Here is a 19,965-nt window from a genome sequence, read left to right on the forward strand (position 1 = left end):
GACGGACTGACCGCGCCGCTCGCGCCGACTTATAACGGCTTGGGCGGCGAGCCGTCGTCGTCGACGCTATGGCTGCCCGCGCCCGGCGGCGAGATCGTGTCGCGCAGTTGCGTCTCTTTGGGGTCCTTCGGCACGACCTTGTCGGCGTCGGCTTCGTCGATGGCGTCGAGCTGATTGCCGCCCGGCGTGCGCGGCGTGCCGGGCGCGGGCGACGGAATCGGCTGCGGCTGAGCCGGCCCCGGCCCCGACATGCCCTCGCGTGAAGGCGTGGACGGCGAGGGCGGCGCGACAGGCTCGTTGTTCGGACTGGAAGAACGCGAAGTGGAAGAACGGTCGGGCTGCTCGGTCATGAGGGATCTCCTGGCTGAGATTGCAAGCTGAGGGCGGTGCCAGTCCATAGCGAACGACACCAATCGCAATGTCTACGGCAAACGCAGCACGCGCCGTTCCATCAAGCCCTCGCAACAACGACAACAACCCGCCGTTCGCCACAAGCATTCAATTCAGCGCAACACCCGCGCGACCAGCGGCAGATGATCCGACGCAATACGCGCCGGCCTGCTTCTATCCACCTCGATATCGACGAGACGCGCGGCCGGATGCACCCACACGCGGTCGAGCGCAAACGCCGGAAAGCGCGACGGAAACGTGCGCGGCGCGGCGACCCGGCCAAAGCGCGTGAGCAGCGCCCGCAGCGGCCATCCCCACACGAACCATTCGTTCAGATCGCCGAGCAGGATCACGGGAAGATCGGGCGTATCGAACGCTTCGAGCAACAGCCGCACCTGGGCACGTCGTTCGCGCGCCGACAGGCCGAGATGCGTCGCGACGATCCGCATCAAGCCATTACCGGTGTCGATGTCGACATCGAGCGCGCCGCGCGCTTCGCGGCTGCCGAACGACAGGTCCAGCGTGCGCACCGCGAGCACCGGCAGATTGGTCAGCACCGCGTTGCCGAAGCGCCGGTCGGGTCCGTCGAGCGTCGGGCCGGGCACCGCGTGCATGCCGGTCAGGTCCTGCAATTCGCGCAGCACGTCGATGCTCGCCGCGCCGCCGAGCGGCACTTCCTGCAACGCGACCACGTCGGCGTTCAAGGCCGCGATCACTTCGGCGATGCGCGCCGCCGAGCGTTTGCCGTCCGTGCCCACCGCGCCGTGAATGTTGTATGTGACGATGCGCAGCGGCTCCCCCGCGTCGCGTGTATGAGCCGACGCTGTACGCACGCGCGGCACGGGCTGCGCTTCTTCGAGGGTCACGGTTTCGTTGGCGCGGCCACTCATTGCCGCCTCATCAGCATGCGCCGCAAGACGAGCGACATGGACACCAGCGCCACGCCGATCGCGGCCACCAGCAGCAACGAAAGCGGCGTCGGATGCCTGACCGCCGTGACGAGTTGGCGAGCAAACGACGTCGCCAGCAAGACGCCCGGCGCCATGCCGATCGCGGTGCCCGCCATGAAATCCCAGAAGCGGATATGCGATGCGCCCGCCGCGAGATTGACGATCGAAAACGGCGCGACCGGCACGAGCCGCAACAGGATCACCGCGACGAGTCCCTTGCTGCGCAAGCGTTCGCTGAGCTGATTCAGGCGCGCGCCGGCCAGTTCGCGCACGGCGTCGCGGCCGAGCCAGGCGCCCACCGCCCAGCCCGCCGCCGCGGCGATCAGCGTCCCCGTGAGCGCATAGGCGGCGCCCGCTATCGCGCCGAACACGAGGCCCGTCACGGCGATCAGCAACGTCACCGGCACCGAAAGCAGCGCGGCCACCACGTACATCGCCACCACCGCAATCGGGCCGAAGTGCGTGGCCGCGAGCCGTTGCGTCTCCGAGGTGAGCTTCGCGAAGCTGAGTTCGTGACCGAACGGCGTGAAGCGCCAGACGACAGTGAGCGCGACGACGCCGAGCGCCAGCGCGCCGAGCACCAGCAACTTCGCAATCACCGGACGATGTGTCGGCTCCGGCAGGAACTGCGCGAGCAGTTCATTGGCGGCGATCGGCGCTTCGGGGTCGAGCACGTGAACGCCATCCGCGATGTCGCGCAGTTCGGGCGGCACTTCCGGCGTCAACGGTTCGAGCGTGCGCACCGAATCGCTGTTGCTCTTGATGCTCGCGATCGCCGCGTTGAGCCGGCCATGCCGCGCGAGCGCCTCGTCCACGTCGGCTTCGCTCGAATCGAGATGTTCGGCGAGCAGGCGGTTGCGAATCCGCGCGATCGCCGCTTGCCGCTCGGGATTGTCGCGGGCGTCGATCACGATGCAGCACTCGGAGTCGAGCACCATCGAACGATTGTTGAGGTTCGCGCTGCCGATCACGAGCAGCCGCTCGTCGACGATCATGATCTTGCTGTGCACGTTGATGAAGCGGCCGTTCGGCGCATCGACGGCGGGCGCGTACATCGCATAGCGGCCGTTGCTGTCCGCCGTTTTCAGCAGCTTGTGCAGACGGGCGCGCAGCACGCCCATCGTCGCTTCCTGAAGCCAGCCGCTCTGCCGGTACGGACACACGACGGCGAGATCGGGGCCGTCCGGTTCCGCGATACGCTTTTGCAGCGCCGAGCCGACCGAATTCGCCGTGAAGTACTGGTTCTCGATATAGATGTTGCGGCGCGCGGCGGCCACGGCGGCCAGATGCAGCGCCTTCACCTGCTGGATCGCGGGCCGGCCGTCGTAGGCCGGCTCCGTGAGCGAGATGCCCAGATCGACGTCGGCGAAATCCGGCTCGATGTCGGACGGCCACAAATCCGTGCGCGGCGGCGACTTGCCGTTGAACGGCCGGCCGGCCTTGCCGCTGCGGCGCGAGCGGCGCCAGCGCTCGCGGGCCAGATGCGCGATGGCGGCGGCCGCGGGGCCGTCGAACATCAGTTGCGCGTCGTGCATCGGCTCGTAGCTCGTCTTGCCGAGATTCTTGCGCAGCGGATCGTCGGGCCGATGCTCGGGCGTGTCCCAGCGCGAGCCGGTGAGGTCGATGCCGCCGGTGAACGCGAGGCTGTCGTCGATCACGACGATTTTCTGGTGATGCGATGCACCGAGCGGATGCCGGCCGTCGAGCCGGAACCACAAGCGGCGGTGCGCATGCCACGCCGGTTTGTACGAGGGCAGCCATTCGCGCTCGAACGCATACAGCATCGCGAAATCCCAGCCGAGCAGATAGATGCGCAACTGCGGATTCGCGTCGAGCACCGCGCATAGGAACTCGGAAAGCTTCGGCGGAAAGCCGTCGTCGACGCCGCCGGGAACCAGCTCGATGCGGCTGTCGATATCCCAGCCGAGGATGAACACCGAATGACGCGCGCGCGGAATCACCTTGCGCAGGACCGCGTAGTACGAAGCCGCGTCGATCAGCACGCTTGCGCGGTGCGCCTGGAGAATCCATTCGCAGGTGGAGCCGGTGTCCATCACCGCGCCGTTCGGGACGGCGGGCGGCGCGTCGGCGGTATCGCGCGACGGCGGGTCGAGCAGTTCGGATTGCATCGGGTCGGGTTCACTCATGGCGGCGCGTGCGGCGGGTTTGTGTGCTGCGGGTTTGTGCAATGGGTTCGTGTTACAGGTTCGGGCAGCGGGTTCGTGCGACGGTCAGTGGCAACCGGCATGCAAGTCGCATTCCACGGCATGTCAGCCGGGTGCATTCGACCGCGTGTGACAGCGCTCGCCGCTATTGCAAGCGGCGGGCGGCGTGTATTTGCTCTACGTCCGTTGAAAATTTGGCAGACATAACGCAGCGATCGTTTAAAGCTCCGCGCGAGGCCTGGCGCACGCGCGAGGCATGCGCTTTGCAAGGCGCTGTCTATTTGCTTCCAGGAGTCGTGCATGAATTGGCAGGCACCGCATGTCGTCGTGCGATCCGGCGAAGGCGCGCCCCGCAGCGCGAAAAATCGCGTGCAAGCGGGCACGGCAAGATTTGTCGGTGCGGCGCTCGTGGCGCTGTCGTGCGCGTGGCTGCCGTGCGTGTCGGTGGCGGGCTCGCTGACGCAGGCGCCGTATGGCGTCACCGCCGATGGTCATCCCGTCACGCGTTACACGCTCACGAACGCGCACGGCTTGACGGTGAGCTTTCTGAGCTATGGCGGCGTCATCAGCGAGCTTCGCACGCCGGACCGTCATGGCCGCATGGCCAACATCGTGCTCGGCTTCGCGAGTCTTGCCGACTATGAGAAGTTCAACGGCAACATCCATTTCGGCGCGCTGATCGGCCGCTATGCGAACCGCATCGCGAACGGACGCTTTACCCTCGACGGCCAGACGTGGACGCTGCCCGTCAACGATCCGCCGAACACGCTGCACGGCGGTCCGTCGAGTTTCGATGCGAAGATATGGACCGTGAAGCCGGTCGAATCGCCGCACGGCGCGAGTGCCGAACTGAGCTACGTGAGCCCCGACGGCGAGAATGGGTTTCCGGGCACGCTCACCACGCGGGTCACCTACACGCTGACGGACGACGACGTGTTCCGCATCGACTATCAGGCGAGCACCGACAAGCCGACCGTCGTCAATCTCACCAATCACTCGTATTTCAATCTGGCGGGCGAGGGCAGCGGCAGCATCGAGCGGCAGACGATCCAGATCGGGGCGTCGCGCTACACGCCGACCGATTCGACGTCGATCTCAACCGGCGAACTCGCGAGCGTGGCCGGCACGCCGATGGACTTGCGCAAGCCGACCGCGATCGGCGAGCGGCTGCGTTCGTCGTTCAGGCAACTGGTCTACGCGCACGGCTTCGATCAGAACTGGGTGCTTGATGCGGCGCGGCAGGAAAGCAACGCGGCGGACAAGTCCAGCGAAAACGCGCCCCCGCGCTTTGCGGCGCGCGCCGTCGATCCGGCAAGCGGCCGCGTGCTCGAGCTTTATACGACGCAGCCCGGCTTGCAGTTCTACACCGCCAACGGCCTGAACGGCAGCGTGGTCGGCACATCGGGCAAGACCTACCGGCAGGGCGACGCGTTCGCGCTCGAGGCCGAGCATTTTCCGGATGCGCCGAACCAGCCGGCGTTTCCGTCGACGGTGCTGCGGCCCGGCGAGACGTTCCACGAAGTCACCGAGTGGCGTTTCAGAACGCAGGGCGCGGCGGGCAAATAAGCGCGCGGCACACATTATGCGAAACCGTTGAGACCAGGCTTTTCCACCGGCAAGGAGATGAATATGGCTCAGCATCCCGCTCGCTCGCAGAACCACCGCCATCCCGACGAACCGCGCATGGAGGAAATCGAACGCGCGCTCGAAGGGGCGGAGTTTCCGACCACCCGCGACAAGCTGGTCGAGCTTGCGCAGCGCAATGGCGCGGACGGCGAAGTTCTGGCCGTGCTCAAACGAATGGGTGATCGCTCTTTCGACAGTGTGTCGTCTGTGGTTCGGGAGGCTTCGAACGTGGAATAGGGCGGCTGTGCTGCGTCCATGATGCGTCGCTGCGTCCCTGCGGTCGTGATGCGGCGCTCGCAGCAGCGTAGTAGCGCGATAACGTGAATGGACCGCGCCGCGCGTTTCGGCGCGCGGTCCATCCATTCACGACCACGCAAAATCGCGCGCATTCAGCATGAGCGCAAGCGTGCCGACGAGAATAAAACTGAACGCCCAAATTGCGTCGAGATTGAACCAGCTTCGCGACACGAACCTGAGCCCGAGATAACGGTAGACGAGCCACGCGATCGCGCCGCCCGTGAGCACCATCGCCGCAGCATGCACGCCGGACACGACGAGCGCCATGCCGAGCCGCGACTGCATCAGCGTCTGCGCGGCTTCGTGCGCGCGGTCGAGATCGTTCGCGCTGCACAGGCCCAGGTAGATCGGCACGAGCATCAGTCCCGCGCCGTGCGCGAGCGCGATTGCGAACGACCACAGCGCGAGCCGCGACGGCGCAATGCGCGCGAGCACTCGCGGATGACGCCGCCACAGCAACAGGAAGACGCCGAAGCCGATCACGAGCGCGCTCGCGCCCGCCTGGATTTCGCGCTGCCACGCGAGCAGCGCGCCGAGCATCGCGAACGGCATCACCATCAGGAAGATCGCCAGCACATGGCCGGTCGCGAGCCACAGCAGCGCGCTAACAAGCGCGCACGCTTTCCGTTGCATCAATGCGCTCGATACGGCGAGCGGCCATCCCATCGCCGGATTTGCGCCGTGATAACAACCGCTTGCGACGACCGCGAGCCACAGGCCCGCGTGCGACCAGCCTGCGCTCAAACGCCCACCGACGGATAGCAGAACGAATCCGTCGAGCAGTCGCCGCCTTCCAGACGGATCTGATGCGCGCGGTAGCCGTCGGGGAACCTGACCCAGAAATCGTCCGCGAGCGCGAGGCCGCCCGCCGGGTCCGCATGCGCCATCACCTGCGCGGCGGGCACGCCGTTCGGATAGAACTGGTTATCCCACGTCGAGTAAAGCGAGTTGGTCCAGTAGACGCGCTTGCCGTCCCGGCTGATCTCGACCATCTGCGGGCCGCCCGTGAACGCCTCGCCGTTCGGATGCGGCGTGCGCCGCACGATGCCGCCAAGATGCACAGAGCCGGCGAGCTTCGGCTTGCGCGGCTCGGTCACGTCGTATTGGCGCATTTCGCCGGTGCCCCAGCAGGCGACGTAAAGGAATTTATCGTCGATGGAAAGATCGATGTCCGTGACGAGCGGCGGCACGGCGCCGAATCCTTGCAGCAGCGGCGGCAGCGATGCCGGGTCGGCGGGCTCCGGTGGAATGGTCGCCGTCTTCTCGATGTGAAACTGTCCGCCTTCGCGCCACCAGGTCCAGATCGAGCCTTCGAGATTGGTCGTGTCGACCACCACGCCGATAAAGCCGTATTCGCGGCTCGGGTCGTGCGCGGGCCGCACTTCGAGCGCCATCTGGTGATTCGCGCCGAGATCTATCGTCTGCACATTGCGCCGCGCGCGAAGGTCCCAGAAGTGCACGGCGTGGCCGTATTTGTTCGCGAGCAGGTCCTCAGGCACGATGCCGTTTTCGAACTGCGGCGGCAACGCCCATTCGCTCGACACCATGTAGTCGCGCGGCAGATTCCACCAGAAGTCGTAGTGCTTTTGCTGCGGACCACGGTCGATTTCCCAGCGGCCGAGCACCTCGAACGTTTCGCAGTCCATGATGAAGATGCCGGGAGGGCCGTCGGTGCCGTCCGGCCCTGCGCCGCCGAGCGTGCTCACGTAAATGCCTTCGGGTCCGCAATGAACCGTGTGCGGACGCGAATAGCCGGTCTTGCGGAAGATTTCCTCGGGCTCGATGATCTTGTGAATCTTCGCCTCGGTCGGATGCGGCTTCGTATCGACGATGTAAATGCGCGACGAGCGCATGCCCGGAATGATCAGATAGCGCCGTTCGAGAAACGCGTGGCCGGTGAGCGGCGAGAGCGCCGACGAACACGCGTTCCAGCCGAAATGATGGAATTCGTCGCCCTTGTTCGGCACGGGCACCGTGTGAACCACCTGGCTATAAGTCGGCGAGCCGGGCTTCACGTCGATGACCGCGAGTGCGTCCGGCTGCGAGAAATCGGGGCTGAGCAGCAGCGTGTACGCGTATTCTTCCGCGGGCGCATCCATCGCGAGACGCGGCGAGGCGTGGAACGTGGGATCGGGGCGCATGCCCATGACGGTATCTCCTCTGTCTGGCTCGGGGCGTGGCGCGACGTGGGACCGCCGCCTTGCGCTGTGCGCGCTGGATCCACCGAGCGCGCCCCGGCTTTAGATTTAGTCCACCGCGGCCGCGAGAGCAACCCGGAGTTGTGCCGGGCTTTACAGGAAGCTATCCCGGGACACGGCTTTTAAGCGCTGGCCGCAGTGTCTGCAAGCTCCTGCTCAGGCCAGATTCGGCGGTCCGGCCCTCAGCACGTCGACGTGTTTCGGAATCAGGCCGAGGTCGAGGAACGCGTCCGCGATCTGCTGCTGTTCGCCGAGAATCGCGCGCGTGATGCGCTCGGTGCCGAACTGCTGACGCGCCACGGCGGCATCCACGACCGGTTTCGGCAAGCCCCAAAGCTGCGCCAGTTCGCTCGACAACTGGTCCTTGTTGCGGCTGCCCCATTGGTCGACCTTCTCGATTTCCTCGATCACGATCCGGATCACGTCGGGATTTTTCGCCACATAGCTCTGCGACGAGAAGTAGTAGCCGCGATTGCCGACGACGCCGCTCGCATCCGCCACCACGCGCGCGCCGAGCGTCTTTTGCGCGGCGGCGAAGAACGGGTCCCAGATCACCCATGCGTCGATGGAGGCGCGTTCGAACGCGGCGCGCGCATCGGCGGGCGCGAGGTAAGCCACGTTCACGTCGGAGTATTGCAGGCCATGCTGACGCAGCAGCTTGACGAGAAAGTAGTGGACGTTGCTGCCCCGGTTGAGCGCGATCTTCTTGCCCTTGAGATCCGCCACCGAGCGGATCGACGAGCCCGGCGGCACCAGCACGGCTTCGGATTGCGGCCGCGGCACCGTCGCCGCGACATAGGCGAGCGGCGCGCCGGCGGCCTGCGCGAAGATGGGCGGCGCTTCGCCGACATCGCCGAAATCAATCGAGCCGACGTTCAGCGCCTCGAGTTGCACGGGGCCAGCGGCAAACTCCGTCCAGCTCACAGATACATTCAGCGGCGCAAGCCGCTTTTCGAGCGTGCCGCGGCCTTTGAGCAGATTGAGGTAGCCCTTCTGATTGCCGATCCGCAGCGAGCGCGGCGCGGCTTGCGACGGCGCCTGCGCAAACGCGAGCGGCGACACCAGTGTCGAGACGGCGACCGATGCGGCTGCCGCGGCGGCGCCCACGGAGAGTTTGATGAACGAGCGGCGGTGGTTTCGATTTGTTGTCGTGGACATGGCAGGCGAAAAAGTTAGGGATGCATGGGCCGATCCATCGTACCCGCGGGCGCGAGCCTGACGAACCGATCTTTCGCCGTAAGCAAATCAGCGCAAATGGAATAGACGCGACGGCGCGCTTCGCATCGCCGCGCGCGGGTTCGCGCGAACGGAACGCGGCGCACGGTGCTCCGGGCATGATGAGAGCCCCGGTTCACCAGACGCGTTTTAATCGTGACGTCAGTGCTTTCCGCCTTCTGCCCGACTCGTCGCGTCGATGCGCGAGCCCTGCGCGCGCATGCTGCATCGCGCGTGCATGCGTGTGCCGTCGGCCTCGCGATTGCCTGCGCGGCGAGCGCCGCAACGCCCGCGCAGGCCAACTGTTTCGACGATGCCGCCGCCTATCAGCATGTCAATCCGCTGATTCTGCGCGCGATCGCGTGGCAGGAGTCGCGCAACCAGCCTGGCGCGACGCATGCGAACGCGAACGGCTCGACCGATTACGGCGTCATGCAGATCAACTCGATTCATTTGCGCACGCTGTCGCGCTACGGCATCACGCGCGACGAACTGATGACGCCGTGCAAGAACATCTACATCGCCGCGTGGCAATTGCGGCGGCAGATCGTCAGGTACGGCAATACGTGGGCGGCGGTGGGCGCGTACCATTCGGCGACGCCGGCATTGCGCGACCGCTACGCGCGGCAGATCGCGGCGATCCTGCGTGGCTGGAACGTGCTGCCCGAGCGGCGAGATAGTGGCGCGGGAATCGAGCGCGTGTCCGATTCACGGGATGCCCAACGCTGAGCGCAGCATGCGGGCCGCGTCGCGATGCGCGAGCGACGCCTCCGGAATCATGCCGCCCATCGAGAAAAAGCCGTGGATCATGCCCGGGTAATAGACGACGCTCGCTTCATTGCCGTGGCGCTTCAGTTTGTCGACGTAGCGCGCGTGTTCATCGCGCAGCGGGTCGTATTCCGCCGAGACGATCCATGCGGGCGCGAGTCCGCTCCAGTCGCGCGGGGCGTCGCGCTCGCCGTCGAGCGGCGCGAAGCGCCAGTCGCGGCGGTCATCCGCAGTGGCGAGGTAATGCCGCTGGATCCAGCGGATGATGTCGAGCGACAGAAAATAGCCGTCGCCAAATTGACGATGCGCTTCGGTTTCCATTCCCGCCGACAGCGCCGGATAAACCAGCAGTTGCAGCGCGAGACGGATGCCGCTGTCGCGCGCGCCGACCGCGCAGACGGTCGCGAGCGTGGCCCCGGAGCTTTCGCCGCCGACGGCGAGCCGCGTGCCGTCGATGGCCAGCGACGCCGCGTTCGCATGCAGCCAGCGGAGGGCGTCGAATGCATCGTCGACGGCATGCGGGAAGCGGTATTCCGGCGCCAGCCGATAGCCGACCGAGACGACCGCGCAGCCGGCTTCGTCGGCGAGCGCGCGGCATAGCGCGTCGGCGGTCGCGACGCTGCCGACGACATAGCCGCCCGAATGAAAGAACAGCAAGGCGGGCTGCGGATCGGCCCAGCACGGCGGCGCCGGATAGTAGACGCGCGCGTCCAGCCGGGCGTGGTCGCGCGTTTCGATCGTCAGGTCTTCGACGGCCGCGAGCGCGCGCGGCGGCACGTCGCCGAGCGGCGTGTAGTAATCGAAGCGCTGCCGCGCGGTGCGCAGCTCGAGGGCGTCGAGAGTCTGCGCGCCGGCGCTCGTGCGACGCGCGAGGAACTGCTGCACGCTGGGGGCAAGCGACATGGCTTCGTCCGGTCGGAGGTGACCTGATCGAGCGTAGAAATCGGTCCATGCAGATGGCTTGCAGGCGCGAAGGGGGAAGTGGGGATGCGAAGTGGGGGGGCGGAGTGGGGCGATGCCGATGCGATGCGAAGTGAAGCCGGAAGCTAAGCGGGTGCCGAAGCCGAAGCCGAACCGAAACCGGACGCCGATACCGGAGTGGAAGCTGAAGCCGCTGCCCGAGCCAATGTGAATGCCGATGCAGAAGCAAGCATGAGTGCAGAAGCTGAAGCCGCTGCGAATGCTCAAGCCGACCACAGTGCCAATGCGTAAGCCGATTTCGATGCCGCTCCCGCTTTGGGAGTCGCCAGGCACCCGCTTGCCTAGCGGCCAGAACGCTCAACCAGTAACGTCATCTCCACCTGCGTTCGGACCGGGCGGCAACGCAGGCCGAGGCCGGTACGGCAGGCGCATAGGTGGCGGGGCGCCATGTCCATGCGGCTGCTGCGCCCAGCCAGTGCTCGGCGGCGGTTGGGTGGGCGCGGGTGGATAGCCTTGCGGTTGTGCCGACGCGGGTGCATAGCCTTGCGGTTGTGCCGCCGTGGGCGGATAGCTTTGCGGTTGCGCTGACGCAGGCGGATAGCCCTGCGCATGTCCAGGAGGCGGCTGCCCCCATCCAGACTGCGGCGCGGGGTTCATCGGTTGCGATGAATAAGGCTGCGCACCCGACGAAGGCCAGCCGTACGCTGCCTCATAGGTCCCCCAACCCGTCGGCCGCGCATAAGGCGGTGGCGAAAACGGCGGCTGACCAGGCGCGCCTGAATACGGCGCCTGCGGCCCTCCTTGCCAGGGTTGCGCGTACGGCGCCGACTGCTGCCCATATTGACGCCAACGCGCGCCGAATTGTCCCGCGCCGCTGCTACCGCGGAACAGCAGCATGCCGAGCACGCCCATCTCCGCGATCGAACTCAGTCCGAACAGCGCGCTCATCGCGCCGAACGACATGCCGCCGCCCATCATTCCGAGCGACAGCACCGAGGGTATCGTCATCAGCCCCGCGACCACGGCCCAACCCTTCATGCTGGACCTGCCTTGCCACGGCTGGGTAAGACCTTGCGCGGGCGGCTGGTAATTCGGGGCGTGCGGCGGGTGCGGTGGATGCGGCGGATACGGAGGGTGAGGCTGCCCGGCAGCGGCGGAACTCGGCCCGCCGAAAGCGCCGGGAGAGGGGCCAGCGGCGCCGGCGTTACCAACACCGGCACCACTGACGCTTGCAGCACCACCACCCCCGCTCGCGCCCCATTGCACCCTTCGCGCACCGTCCCCGGACGTACCGCTTGCCGCGTGCGGAAGACCATCGATAGGCGAGTTCGAGCCCGGCCGGGCCCGAGCGCCGCCTGGCGCGTGCGGACCTGCTGGCGAATGTGCATCGTCGGGCCCTTGCGGACCATACTGACCGTTGCCGATGCGCGGATCGGAGAATGGCGGGTTGCCGCCAACGGGAGTCGACATGATTCCTCCTGTGCCGCGGAACGGCTCAATCAGCGGATTGTCGTCTTCCTGCGAAGGACTTATATCCGCCGATGCGAACCCTCCATCGCACACGCGAAGCGGGATCGCGCTCAGCGATCCAACGCGGTCAGCGTCCTGGACGTCGCGTCCTCGGCGAACTCATCAATCCCACGCTTGCAAGGTCTGGAACGTCGCGCCCGCGACCGCACTCAGCGATCAACGCTTGCAGCACCTTCACCACCGTGCTCTCGCTCACCCTCGCCGATCCAACGCCTCCAGCACCTCAAACGGCACACCCTCCGTCACAATCTCCCGATCGCCCACAGCGCCGGTCCTTGTCGTCAGTTGCAGCACGGCGTTGGGGCCGAAGCTGCGCGCGCTCGCATTGCGCTCCTTCACTTTCAGCTCGATGGCCATCCACGAAGCGGGGTCGTCCAGGATCGTCGCGTTAGCCGCGGCGATGCGCGTCTGAAGCCGAGCGTCGCCGCCCGCCTGCGCGAGCGCCGCGTGATTCGCGTCGAGCCGCAATGCGGCCTGCCGCCGCAATCGATAGCGCTGCACATATGTCAAATTCGGCCGCTGGTTCTTGCGCACGCTCGCCAGATGCTCGTCGATGCGCTCCGCCGCCTGCGCGTCCGGCGAAGGTTCGTAACGCACATGACTCGCATGCCCCCTCTTGCCGAGCGCCTCGTTGCGCTCGCGGCGCGCGAGAGCCTCGGCGGCAAAGAGCGCGACGAGCTCGCCGCGCGCGTCATCGACGGCGCGCGTGTAGGTCCGCGCGTCCAGATACTCGATGTCGAGAATCGAGCCGCGATGATTGAGCCGGCCATCCTCGCGCACGAGCAGCAGCTTCGCGGAACGGTTGCGCTCGCGCAGGGTCATCGTCGCGGCGGGCGCGTCGATAGAAAAGAGGCCCACCGTGTGCCGGCCCTCGCCATCGAGCGGATGAGAAAAGCCCGGCGCGATGCCGCCACGCAACTGCCAATGGCTGCCGATGCCGACACGATGCTCTTCGACCTGCACGCGGCCGCTGCGCTCGACCACTTCCGCGCTCTGACGCGAGCGCTGCCAGCCGCCGCCCGCCGACGGCCCGGTTCGCACCGACAACGGACGCGTGCGTTCGCCGCTTCCCGGATCGACGACGGTGTCGCGGCCGAAGCTCGCGACCCTGGCCGTCGCGTTCGCGTCGAGCGTGACGCCGCGCCGGCGGTTGAGCGTGTGAGCATCGGTCCAACTGGTGGACACGTCCGCGTCGTCCCAGTAGCGCGACGCGAGGCGGTTCCAGACGCCTTCGGGCCCGTCGTCGTGCGCGCTGGCCGATTCGTCGAACAGATGCTCGACGATGCCGGCCAGCTTCGCGCGCAGCGACGCGTCGTCGTAGCCGCTGCCGTCGGGCAGCAACCGCCGCGCGACGCGCAGCGTCACGCCGCGCGGCTCGCTGAGTTCGCGCGCATGCAGCGTGGCGTTCGCGACGAGTCCCGCGCGCAGCGCCGTCAACGCGGTGCTCACGTCATAGCCGACCAGCAGCCCCGCGCCGACGTGCCGCATGCTCGACTTCGCTGTGCCGATGAAGAGCGCCGCGCCATGCGTCGAGCGGCTGATGTCGATCACCGCCTCGCGGGTGCGCGACGCGCGCAGATCGAGGCGCGGCGAAATCGGCATGCCGTGTCCGCGCAGAACGGTTTCCACGGTGATGTTCAGGCCGCGCGTGCTGATGCCTTGCCGCCCGCCGTCGGTGAGGCGCAGACGCTGCCCGGATTGCAGATTCGCGGCCACGTCGACCAGCGTCTCGCGCACATCGTCGACATTGTTCGCGGCGCGCATGTCCGGCGCAAGCTGCGTGGCCGCGCGCAACTCGTTCACGGTGTGCCAGAACGGCGCGTCGTCGGGCAGGCCCGCCACCTTGCCCCACACCGCAAGGCGTTCAACGGTGAACGGGCGCTTCGCGATCAAGCGGAACGGCCGCGTTTTCGCGAACTGCTGCGGCGGCATTGTGAGCCAGGTGGCGGTGGTTCGGCGGAGGCTGGCGCGGAGGCGGCGCGGCACCGGGGCGTGGGCTGCTGAAGCCGATGTGGATGAATTCGCGCCAGCCTGCACCGGCTGCGTCGCTTCCTCGCACATCGCGTGAGCGCGCTGCGCGATCGCGCGCAGCGTGTCGTCATCGAGACGGCCGGGCGGAAAGCCGCCGCGCTCCAGCCAGACGCTTAGCGCCGCGAGTTCCGCGAGCGACGCCTCGGGCCGTGCATGAGCGAGCGCCGCTCGCGGATCCATCGCCGGGCTTTCTAGCAACTGCGGCAGCGCCGCCTGCAAGTGCTTGCGGACCTTCGCCTCTTCGGCGGCGATGGTTTGGCGCGGCACGCCCTGAGTGCCGAGACGCAGCGCGGAAAGTGGTGAACCGTGCCGACCGCGGAACATGCGCGGCAGCAACGTCTTCCAACGTTTTTCGCCGACGCGCGGAATCGTGTTTTCTGTGAAGCGCGCGAGGCGCTGCTTCGTTTGCGACAACTCGCTGTGGCGCGCGTCGTCACGGAACGACTGACGCCACGCGAACAGCGCGCCTCGCTGATCGGCGGTCAATGCGTCGCGCCCGTGGGTCAGCAGGGTCGATGCGGCATCGAATGCGCGTGCGGCCAGCGTCGTGGCGCCAGCACTATTCGTTGTGGGCGCAGCCGCGGCTCGCGGATTTTCGCCGATCGTGCTTATGCGGGCCGCGAGTGCGCCGGGCGCGGGATCGTCGGTTGCGGTCGAATCGTCTGCGTGGATCGGCTTGAGTGCATTGGCGCTCGTCAACAACGCTTCGACGCCGAAGCAATGGAGGTCGTCGTCGTAGGGATTGAGCGTCGCGCTGCGCAGCGCGGTGAGTATCGCGCGGCCCTCGCTGGAGCGCGCGAGCACGTGCGCCGCGCGCCATGCGTCGCGCTCGGCGTCGCTCGCCGAACGCCGCAGATGCGGTGCCGCGAAGTCGAGCATGCCGATGCGCTCGATCATCAGATGCGCGGATCGGCAATCGGCCGCGCCCGCTTGGGCGAGCGCGTCGGCTAACAGTGCGCCCCGCAGCGCCGCTTGCATGTCGTTGAGATCGGTGGCGTGGTCGGCGGTATTGTTCGCGATGTCGTTCGCAAGCTCGTTGGCGATTTCGTTGGCGATTTCGTTGGTGTTGTTGTTGTTGGTGTTGTTAGCGGCGCGGTTCGCAATGTCGTTGGCGGTCTCGCTGGTGGTCGCATTGGCGGTGTGGTTTGCGATACCGCTGACGGTTTCATTGGCCGTCCCGTAAGCGGAGAGCGAGGCAGCACCGACCCGCTCCTCAGCCGAGCAAAGTCGATGCAAACGATCAGCAAGGGTCGCTGCATCGACTGGCTGCTCGAAGCCGTCGTTAAATAGCCGCTGCACATACCCAACGAGCCCGGCGCGCGTCGTGATGACATCGAGCGGAATCTGCCGCGATGACGTCGCTGCCTGATCCGCTTCATCTATGTCATGCGCGACGGCGCCACCCTCGCGCGTACCCAAAGCACCACCAGCACCCGCGGCCAGCAGTCCCATATCCGCCAACGGATCGGTCCCGCGCCGCGCATGTCTCGCCGTGGTGATCGGCGGAAAGCGGCGCTCCCCAGGCGCGTGATCCTCGGGCCCCGATGCGCTGCCCTGCGTGCTGTGCTGAAACAGCGCGGTGCTCAATTCGACGCGGCGCGCGCCGACGACCCGCGCGGGCCGCGCAAGCGCCCCGCGCAACCACTCAGGCATGCGCCGCCGCGTCGGCGTCGGCGGGAGCGCCGCCGCGACCTCCGCTTGCGCCGCGGCAGGCGCGTTTTCGATCAGGCTGTCAGCGGACGAAACATCGAGCGGGCGATAGCGGAACATGTCGACGCGGCAGAAGGAGACCGCGTTGCACTATGTCCTCCCAATGTGACAGCCGGTTGCTGCCGCGCCGCGCGATGCGAAGCGCGGCATCGAATTACGAAGCGACGATGTGCGATTCTTCCGCAGCCGCGTGCGGGTTCGCTGCATCGTGGACGTCGCCCGCGTCGAGATGTGCGTCCAGCGCCGCGTATTCATTGAGCCAGCGTGTCGCAGGCGTATCGTCGGGCGCTTGCAGCGGACGCGTCATCGCATACAGATAACTGTCGCCGGCCAGTAGACCGCGATTGGGCCGGCACTCGTAATTCGTCAGCTTCGCTTCGAGCGTGAAGCCGAGCTTCTCCATGCTGCTGTGCGCGTCGCCATCCACGGCGCAATACGCGTAAATGCGCAGAATCGGCGGTTGCGCGAGCATCCACGCGAGCAGCTTGCGCAGCGCATGCAGGCCCGCGCGCCGGCGACGCGCACCGCCGCGCCGGCTGATCATCACGCCGACTTCGACGCGCGGCGGATGCGGCCGCAATTCGATCATGCCGGTGAGCCGGCCGCTCGCGCGGTCTTCGAGAACCCAGCGGATCAGTGTGCCGTCGCGCCAGCCTTGCACGGAATCGTCGATGAACGCGAGTGTCTCGTCGAGTTGCGTGTGACGCTTGAAACTGAGGTCGCGCGTCGTCGCGGCATCGCCGAGCATGGCTTCGAAGAGGGCTTCGGCATCGCGCGGCTCGGGCGGCCGCATCAACAGGTCGGCGGATTCGATGCGGGCGGGAAAGCGGAATGGCGATGGCGACATCGGAGATCTCCAGGCGCGGCGTTGATCCGATTGTCGATGAAGAGATGCATGACACATCGCGGATGCCGCGAAGGCGGAGGCGCAAATGCGAAGGGGAAGGCCCACGCGTTCGCATCGCCTGCCGGCATTTCGCTCGGCCCGATACGTCGCGTGCGAGCCAACGCTAAGGTGCCGTCATGGCGGCACATGCCGGTTTGCCGCGCCGAACCTGGGAGAGTCCAACGTGAGCAGCAAAGCCATTGCCGCATTGCCGGCGGCGAGCGTCGGCGGCATAGAAGGTGCAAATCATCACGCGCCGTTAGACAAAGCCCCTAGGCGCGCGGCGCTCGTGCCGACGAGCGTGAAGCTCGCAGGCGAACTGGCGCAGTTGCGCGACATCGCATCGCCGCCGCAAGGCCCGGTCAAGTTCAGCCTGTCGCGCAAGGGCGGCGACAATCTGCCGGTGCTGCGCAGACCAAGTGTCGTGGTGATCGCTCCAGGCGCGGCACGCGTCGACGACGATAGCCAGTCGTCGTCGACGCGCACGCTGCCGGTTCGGCCCGTGCAAACGCGATTCTCCGACGCGCCTCCTATCGGGCAAGCCGCATTCGACGCGGCCGCCGCGAGGGACATGTTCGCCAACATCGCGTTGCTCGTTGAATTCACGAAGCGTGTCGGCGAGGTGATTCACGGCGCGACGTGAGCCGGCTGTCATGCAGCGCTTGACCGGCCGCTGTACGCGGTCGCGTCTGCGCTTGCATGTGCGTCATCAAGTTGGCGGCCGCGTCACGCGAACAGGTTCGACACCGTCGCTCTGCCTCTCACATCTTTTCAAGCACGCAGCCACGTAAATTCCCCCGCCACGATCCCTTCGAACATCTCATCCGTCGATTCGATGATGTTCTTGCGCCAATAGCGGCCATGCTCGGCGTAGTGCGCGAGCAGATCGGCGAGCGCGGCGCCGTCGACGTCGTAAGTCATCGGCACGCGAAGCACGAGCACGATGCCGCCCGTATCCGTATCGAGCCCGAGTTGCGCCTGGTCTTGCGCGTAGATGAGCAGGTTCGCTTCCAGCATCAGCCGGAACACGACCAGCGTGCGGCCGGCCGTCACGGTGCCGTAATGAAAATTGGCGTAGAGCGCGTCGAGATCGTTTTCGAAGTGTTCGAGCCGCACGTCGAAGCCTTCCACCTCGATCGAGCGCGTGCGCAACACATGCTCGGCATCCGCGAGGCCGACCGTCGCGCACAGATCGCGCACCAATGATGCGTAGCGCTCCGAACTATCGTTGGTGTCCAAATCAAAGGCCCGCGCAACTCAATAAAATCCCGCCGATGACGCAAAGAGCCGGCACGCGGCGAACCGCGAGCCGGCCGGCAAACTGGCGACAAGCTTGCACCGCATTCCGCAGCGCGGTTTGCGGCGCGCCTGGCGCTTAATGCCCGGTGCCGCCCTGGATCGTCTGACCCGCGGTTTTCATGGTGTTGGCAACCGCGCCCGCCAGCGACATCTGCAGCGTGGCCTGCGCCGCGCCGATAGCAGCGGTGCTGCCTTGCGCGGCCATGCCGGTGATCGCACCCATTGCCGGACCGATAGACATAAGACCTCCTCGTGCTCAAGTTAAGAAGAAATGCTGCCCTGTGCGGCAGGCAACCACAGCCGCCGCACAGGGGCGAGCCTCGTGCGCGGCGCTCAGGTTGCGCCGCGTTTATCCGCAAGCTGCCCGACGATGCGGCTCGCGGCGAGCAGACCGCGATAGAGCTTCGCGAGATCGTTGCGGTCGAGTTCGGTTGCGCCGTGCGCCTCGCCGACGTTTTTCGCGGTCGCCTCGAGCGCCTCGCGTATTGCGGCAAGACGCGGTCCGCCGGCCGGATCGGCGAGCGTCTTCTGCAGATCGTTGAAGTCGGCGGCGCACGCTTCGAGCGGCGCGTAGATGTTCGATGTTTGCGTCATGGGAACCTCACTTCGGTAGCGGCAGATAAGCGGTTTTGTTTGCCGCGGTCTTGTTCGCCGCGCGCGGGGCGGGCGAGGGCGGCGTCGCGGGAATATCCTCGACGGGCTGCATCACGCCGCGTGCAGCGCCGCTCGCGATTATCGCGGGACCGTTGTTGGCGGATGTTTCGTCGCTACTCGCATTCTTCTGCGCATCGCTCGCATCATTTCCTGCGTCATTTCCCGCAGCGGCCGCCGACGAAGCCGGCTCTTCCGGCAACGTATAAATGTGTTTGACGCCGTCGGGTGTCTGGCCGTAGCGCACATCGTCGGAGGACATCAGGAAAGAGAACGAAGGCGCCGACGGCAACGCATCGTCCGCTTGCGCGACGCGCACACGCACGTCCTTGACGTTGTCGCTCAGATCGTGGCGCATGCGCGCGACGGCCGATTCGACGTCGCGCGGATTGGCCGCCTTGCCGCTGATCTCGAAGTTTCCGCGTCCTGTGTAGACGACTTTGAGTCCCTGCATCGCGAGCGAATCGGCGATGTTGCGCACGTCGTTCTGCGCGATGTCGTAGTGCCTCACGATGCCGTTCGGCGAGATCCGCATCAGCATCTTGCGCACTTGCGTGTCTTCGTCGGGCGTCGCGACCATGCCGCTCACCATCACCGTCGCGCCTCGCACTTGCGCGTGCAGTTCCTTCATGTGCGCGGCGGCGAGTTCGAGATTCACGCGCTGCGCGAGGTCGCCCGCGTCGCGCGGCAATGCGGCACGGCTGACCGCCGTCGTCAGCATCACCGAGCCGATCACGAGCACCGCGCCGAGCATCGCGCACGCCGAGACGATGCCCGTCATTCTGCGGCGGCGCGAGCGCTCCGCCGCGCGCCGGGTTTCGTCCGGCTTGACGAGCAGCGTGGACAGCAGGTCGAGATCGCTCGGCCAGGCCGCGTCGTCCGAGCCGATGCACACGACGGTATCGCCGAACTGCATCGGCACGAACTCGAGCAGGATGACGGTGCCCGGCTCGTCTTCGTCTTGCGATGTGGGGAGGACTCCCTGAGTGCCGTCGTTGCTTTCGTTGTTGTTACTGTTTGACTCATCGCTTTGAGCCGCGGAATCTCCCGCCATGACCGCCATCATCCGACGCGCGCTCACCACGCCGCTCGCATCGACGATGAGCAGCACATCGTCGCCATGCCAGTCGGAGATGCGGATGTCGGCGTCGTCATCCGCGCCGATCCGATGAGCGCCGGTGCCGAGACGCAATTCCGCGCCGGCATGCACGCCAGTCAGGATACGCAGCAGCTTCGTCATGGAAAGCCCGTTCAAGGATGATGCGGCGCGCAGCGGCACGCCTTCGACACTCACTCTAGCCGCCGCCGATGACGTTCCAGCACACAAT

Annotated in this window: 18 protein-coding genes; 4 read left to right on the forward strand and 14 right to left on the reverse strand. The window is 66.6% G+C overall.

From position 1 onward, the window contains the following. Window positions 1-29: 29 nt before the first annotated feature. The 3 genes from BGRAMDRAFT_RS02600 to BGRAMDRAFT_RS02610 form a co-directional block, all read right to left on the reverse strand. Complete coding sequence (locus BGRAMDRAFT_RS02600; protein ID WP_006047095.1) at window positions 30-350, reverse strand: hypothetical protein; 321 nt, start codon at window positions 348-350, stop codon at window positions 30-32. A 153-nt stretch (window positions 351-503) separates the two neighbouring features. After that, window positions 504-1,280, reverse strand: coding sequence for an endonuclease/exonuclease/phosphatase family protein (locus BGRAMDRAFT_RS02605; protein ID WP_006047096.1), 777 nt, complete (start codon window positions 1,278-1,280; stop codon window positions 504-506). Then, window positions 1,277-3,487 (reverse strand): VTT domain-containing protein, encoded by a 2,211-nt coding sequence (locus BGRAMDRAFT_RS02610; protein WP_006047097.1) that lies wholly within the window; start codon window positions 3,485-3,487, stop codon window positions 1,277-1,279. Before BGRAMDRAFT_RS02610 ends, BGRAMDRAFT_RS02605 begins: the two co-directional genes overlap by 4 nt. A 318-nt stretch (window positions 3,488-3,805) precedes the next feature. Between BGRAMDRAFT_RS02610 and BGRAMDRAFT_RS02615 the strand changes: the two genes are divergently transcribed. Continuing rightward, complete coding sequence (locus BGRAMDRAFT_RS02615; protein ID WP_006047098.1) at window positions 3,806-5,071, forward strand: aldose epimerase family protein; 1,266 nt, start codon at window positions 3,806-3,808, stop codon at window positions 5,069-5,071. 63 nt (window positions 5,072-5,134) lie between these two features. After that, a complete protein-coding gene (locus BGRAMDRAFT_RS02620) occupies window positions 5,135-5,368 on the forward strand; it encodes a DUF2795 domain-containing protein (RefSeq protein WP_006047099.1) in 234 nt (77 codons plus the stop codon). A 126-nt stretch (window positions 5,369-5,494) separates the two neighbouring features. Here the strand turns inward: BGRAMDRAFT_RS02620 and BGRAMDRAFT_RS02625 are convergent, their stop codons facing one another. The 3 genes from BGRAMDRAFT_RS02625 to BGRAMDRAFT_RS02635 all read right to left on the reverse strand — a co-directional run bounded on the left by BGRAMDRAFT_RS02625 (window position 5,495) and on the right by BGRAMDRAFT_RS02635 (window position 8,784). After that, window positions 5,495-6,172 (reverse strand): hypothetical protein, encoded by a 678-nt coding sequence (locus BGRAMDRAFT_RS02625; protein WP_006047100.1) that lies wholly within the window; start codon window positions 6,170-6,172, stop codon window positions 5,495-5,497. Beyond that, entirely contained in the window at window positions 6,169-7,575 is a 1,407-nt protein-coding gene (locus BGRAMDRAFT_RS02630; RefSeq protein WP_006047101.1) for a selenium-binding protein SBP56-related protein, read from the reverse strand. The genes BGRAMDRAFT_RS02625 and BGRAMDRAFT_RS02630 overlap by 4 nt, the downstream gene beginning before the upstream one ends. Window positions 7,576-7,782: 207 nt before the next feature. Further along, complete coding sequence (locus BGRAMDRAFT_RS02635) at window positions 7,783-8,784, reverse strand: sulfonate ABC transporter substrate-binding protein (RefSeq protein ID WP_006047102.1); 1,002 nt, start codon at window positions 8,782-8,784, stop codon at window positions 7,783-7,785. 291 nt (window positions 8,785-9,075) lie between these two features. Here BGRAMDRAFT_RS02635 and BGRAMDRAFT_RS02640 point away from each other — a divergent pair, with 291 nt between their 5' ends. After that, window positions 9,076-9,570 (forward strand): lytic transglycosylase domain-containing protein, encoded by a 495-nt coding sequence (locus tag BGRAMDRAFT_RS02640; RefSeq protein WP_006047103.1) that lies wholly within the window; start codon window positions 9,076-9,078, stop codon window positions 9,568-9,570. Here BGRAMDRAFT_RS02640 and BGRAMDRAFT_RS02645 read toward each other — a convergent pair. The 4 genes from BGRAMDRAFT_RS02645 to BGRAMDRAFT_RS02660 all read right to left on the reverse strand — a co-directional run bounded on the left by BGRAMDRAFT_RS02645 (window position 9,550) and on the right by BGRAMDRAFT_RS02660 (window position 16,648). Further along, window positions 9,550-10,512: an alpha/beta hydrolase gene (locus BGRAMDRAFT_RS02645; RefSeq protein ID WP_044020114.1), complete on the reverse strand. Its 963-nt coding sequence runs from the start codon at window positions 10,510-10,512 to the stop codon at window positions 9,550-9,552. The genes BGRAMDRAFT_RS02640 and BGRAMDRAFT_RS02645 overlap by 21 nt on opposite strands. Window positions 10,513-10,887: 375 nt before the next feature. Continuing rightward, on the reverse strand, window positions 10,888-11,568 hold the full coding sequence (locus BGRAMDRAFT_RS35225; protein ID WP_232292208.1) for a hypothetical protein: 681 nt from the start codon (window positions 11,566-11,568) through the stop codon (window positions 10,888-10,890). A 684-nt stretch (window positions 11,569-12,252) separates the two neighbouring features. Beyond that, a complete protein-coding gene (locus BGRAMDRAFT_RS02655) occupies window positions 12,253-15,861 on the reverse strand; it encodes a hypothetical protein (protein WP_006047106.1) in 3,609 nt (1,202 codons plus the stop codon). Between the two features lie 94 nt (window positions 15,862-15,955). Next, window positions 15,956-16,648 carry a GNAT family N-acetyltransferase gene (locus BGRAMDRAFT_RS02660; RefSeq protein ID WP_006047107.1) on the reverse strand — a complete coding sequence of 231 codons (693 nt, stop codon included), beginning with the start codon at window positions 16,646-16,648 and terminating at the stop codon, window positions 15,956-15,958. Window positions 16,649-16,871: 223 nt separating this feature from the next. Here BGRAMDRAFT_RS02660 and BGRAMDRAFT_RS02665 point away from each other — a divergent pair, with 223 nt between their 5' ends. Continuing rightward, on the forward strand, window positions 16,872-17,330 hold the full coding sequence (locus tag BGRAMDRAFT_RS02665; protein ID WP_232292209.1) for a hypothetical protein: 459 nt from the start codon (window positions 16,872-16,874) through the stop codon (window positions 17,328-17,330). 128 nt (window positions 17,331-17,458) lie between these two features. Here the strand turns inward: BGRAMDRAFT_RS02665 and BGRAMDRAFT_RS02670 are convergent, their stop codons facing one another. From BGRAMDRAFT_RS02670 to BGRAMDRAFT_RS02680, 4 genes are all read right to left on the reverse strand, one after another. Continuing rightward, window positions 17,459-17,926 carry a CesT family type III secretion system chaperone gene (locus BGRAMDRAFT_RS02670; protein WP_029970641.1) on the reverse strand — a complete coding sequence of 156 codons (468 nt, stop codon included), beginning with the start codon at window positions 17,924-17,926 and terminating at the stop codon, window positions 17,459-17,461. 136 nt (window positions 17,927-18,062) lie between these two features. Continuing rightward, the gene (locus tag BGRAMDRAFT_RS34870) at window positions 18,063-18,227 is read right to left on the reverse strand and encodes a hypothetical protein (protein ID WP_006047110.1); all 165 of its coding nucleotides are present in this window, start codon (window positions 18,225-18,227) and stop codon (window positions 18,063-18,065) included. A gap of 92 nt (window positions 18,228-18,319) precedes the next feature. Further along, on the reverse strand, window positions 18,320-18,580 hold the full coding sequence (locus tag BGRAMDRAFT_RS02675) for a hypothetical protein (protein ID WP_006047111.1): 261 nt from the start codon (window positions 18,578-18,580) through the stop codon (window positions 18,320-18,322). Window positions 18,581-18,587: 7 nt separating this feature from the next. Beyond that, window positions 18,588-19,877 (reverse strand): hypothetical protein, encoded by a 1,290-nt coding sequence (locus BGRAMDRAFT_RS02680; protein WP_006047112.1) that lies wholly within the window; start codon window positions 19,875-19,877, stop codon window positions 18,588-18,590. Window positions 19,878-19,965 lie beyond the last annotated feature (88 nt).

The organism is Paraburkholderia graminis C4D1M (assembly GCF_000172415.1).
GTDB classification, from domain to species: Bacteria; Pseudomonadota; Gammaproteobacteria; order Burkholderiales; family Burkholderiaceae; genus Paraburkholderia; species Paraburkholderia graminis.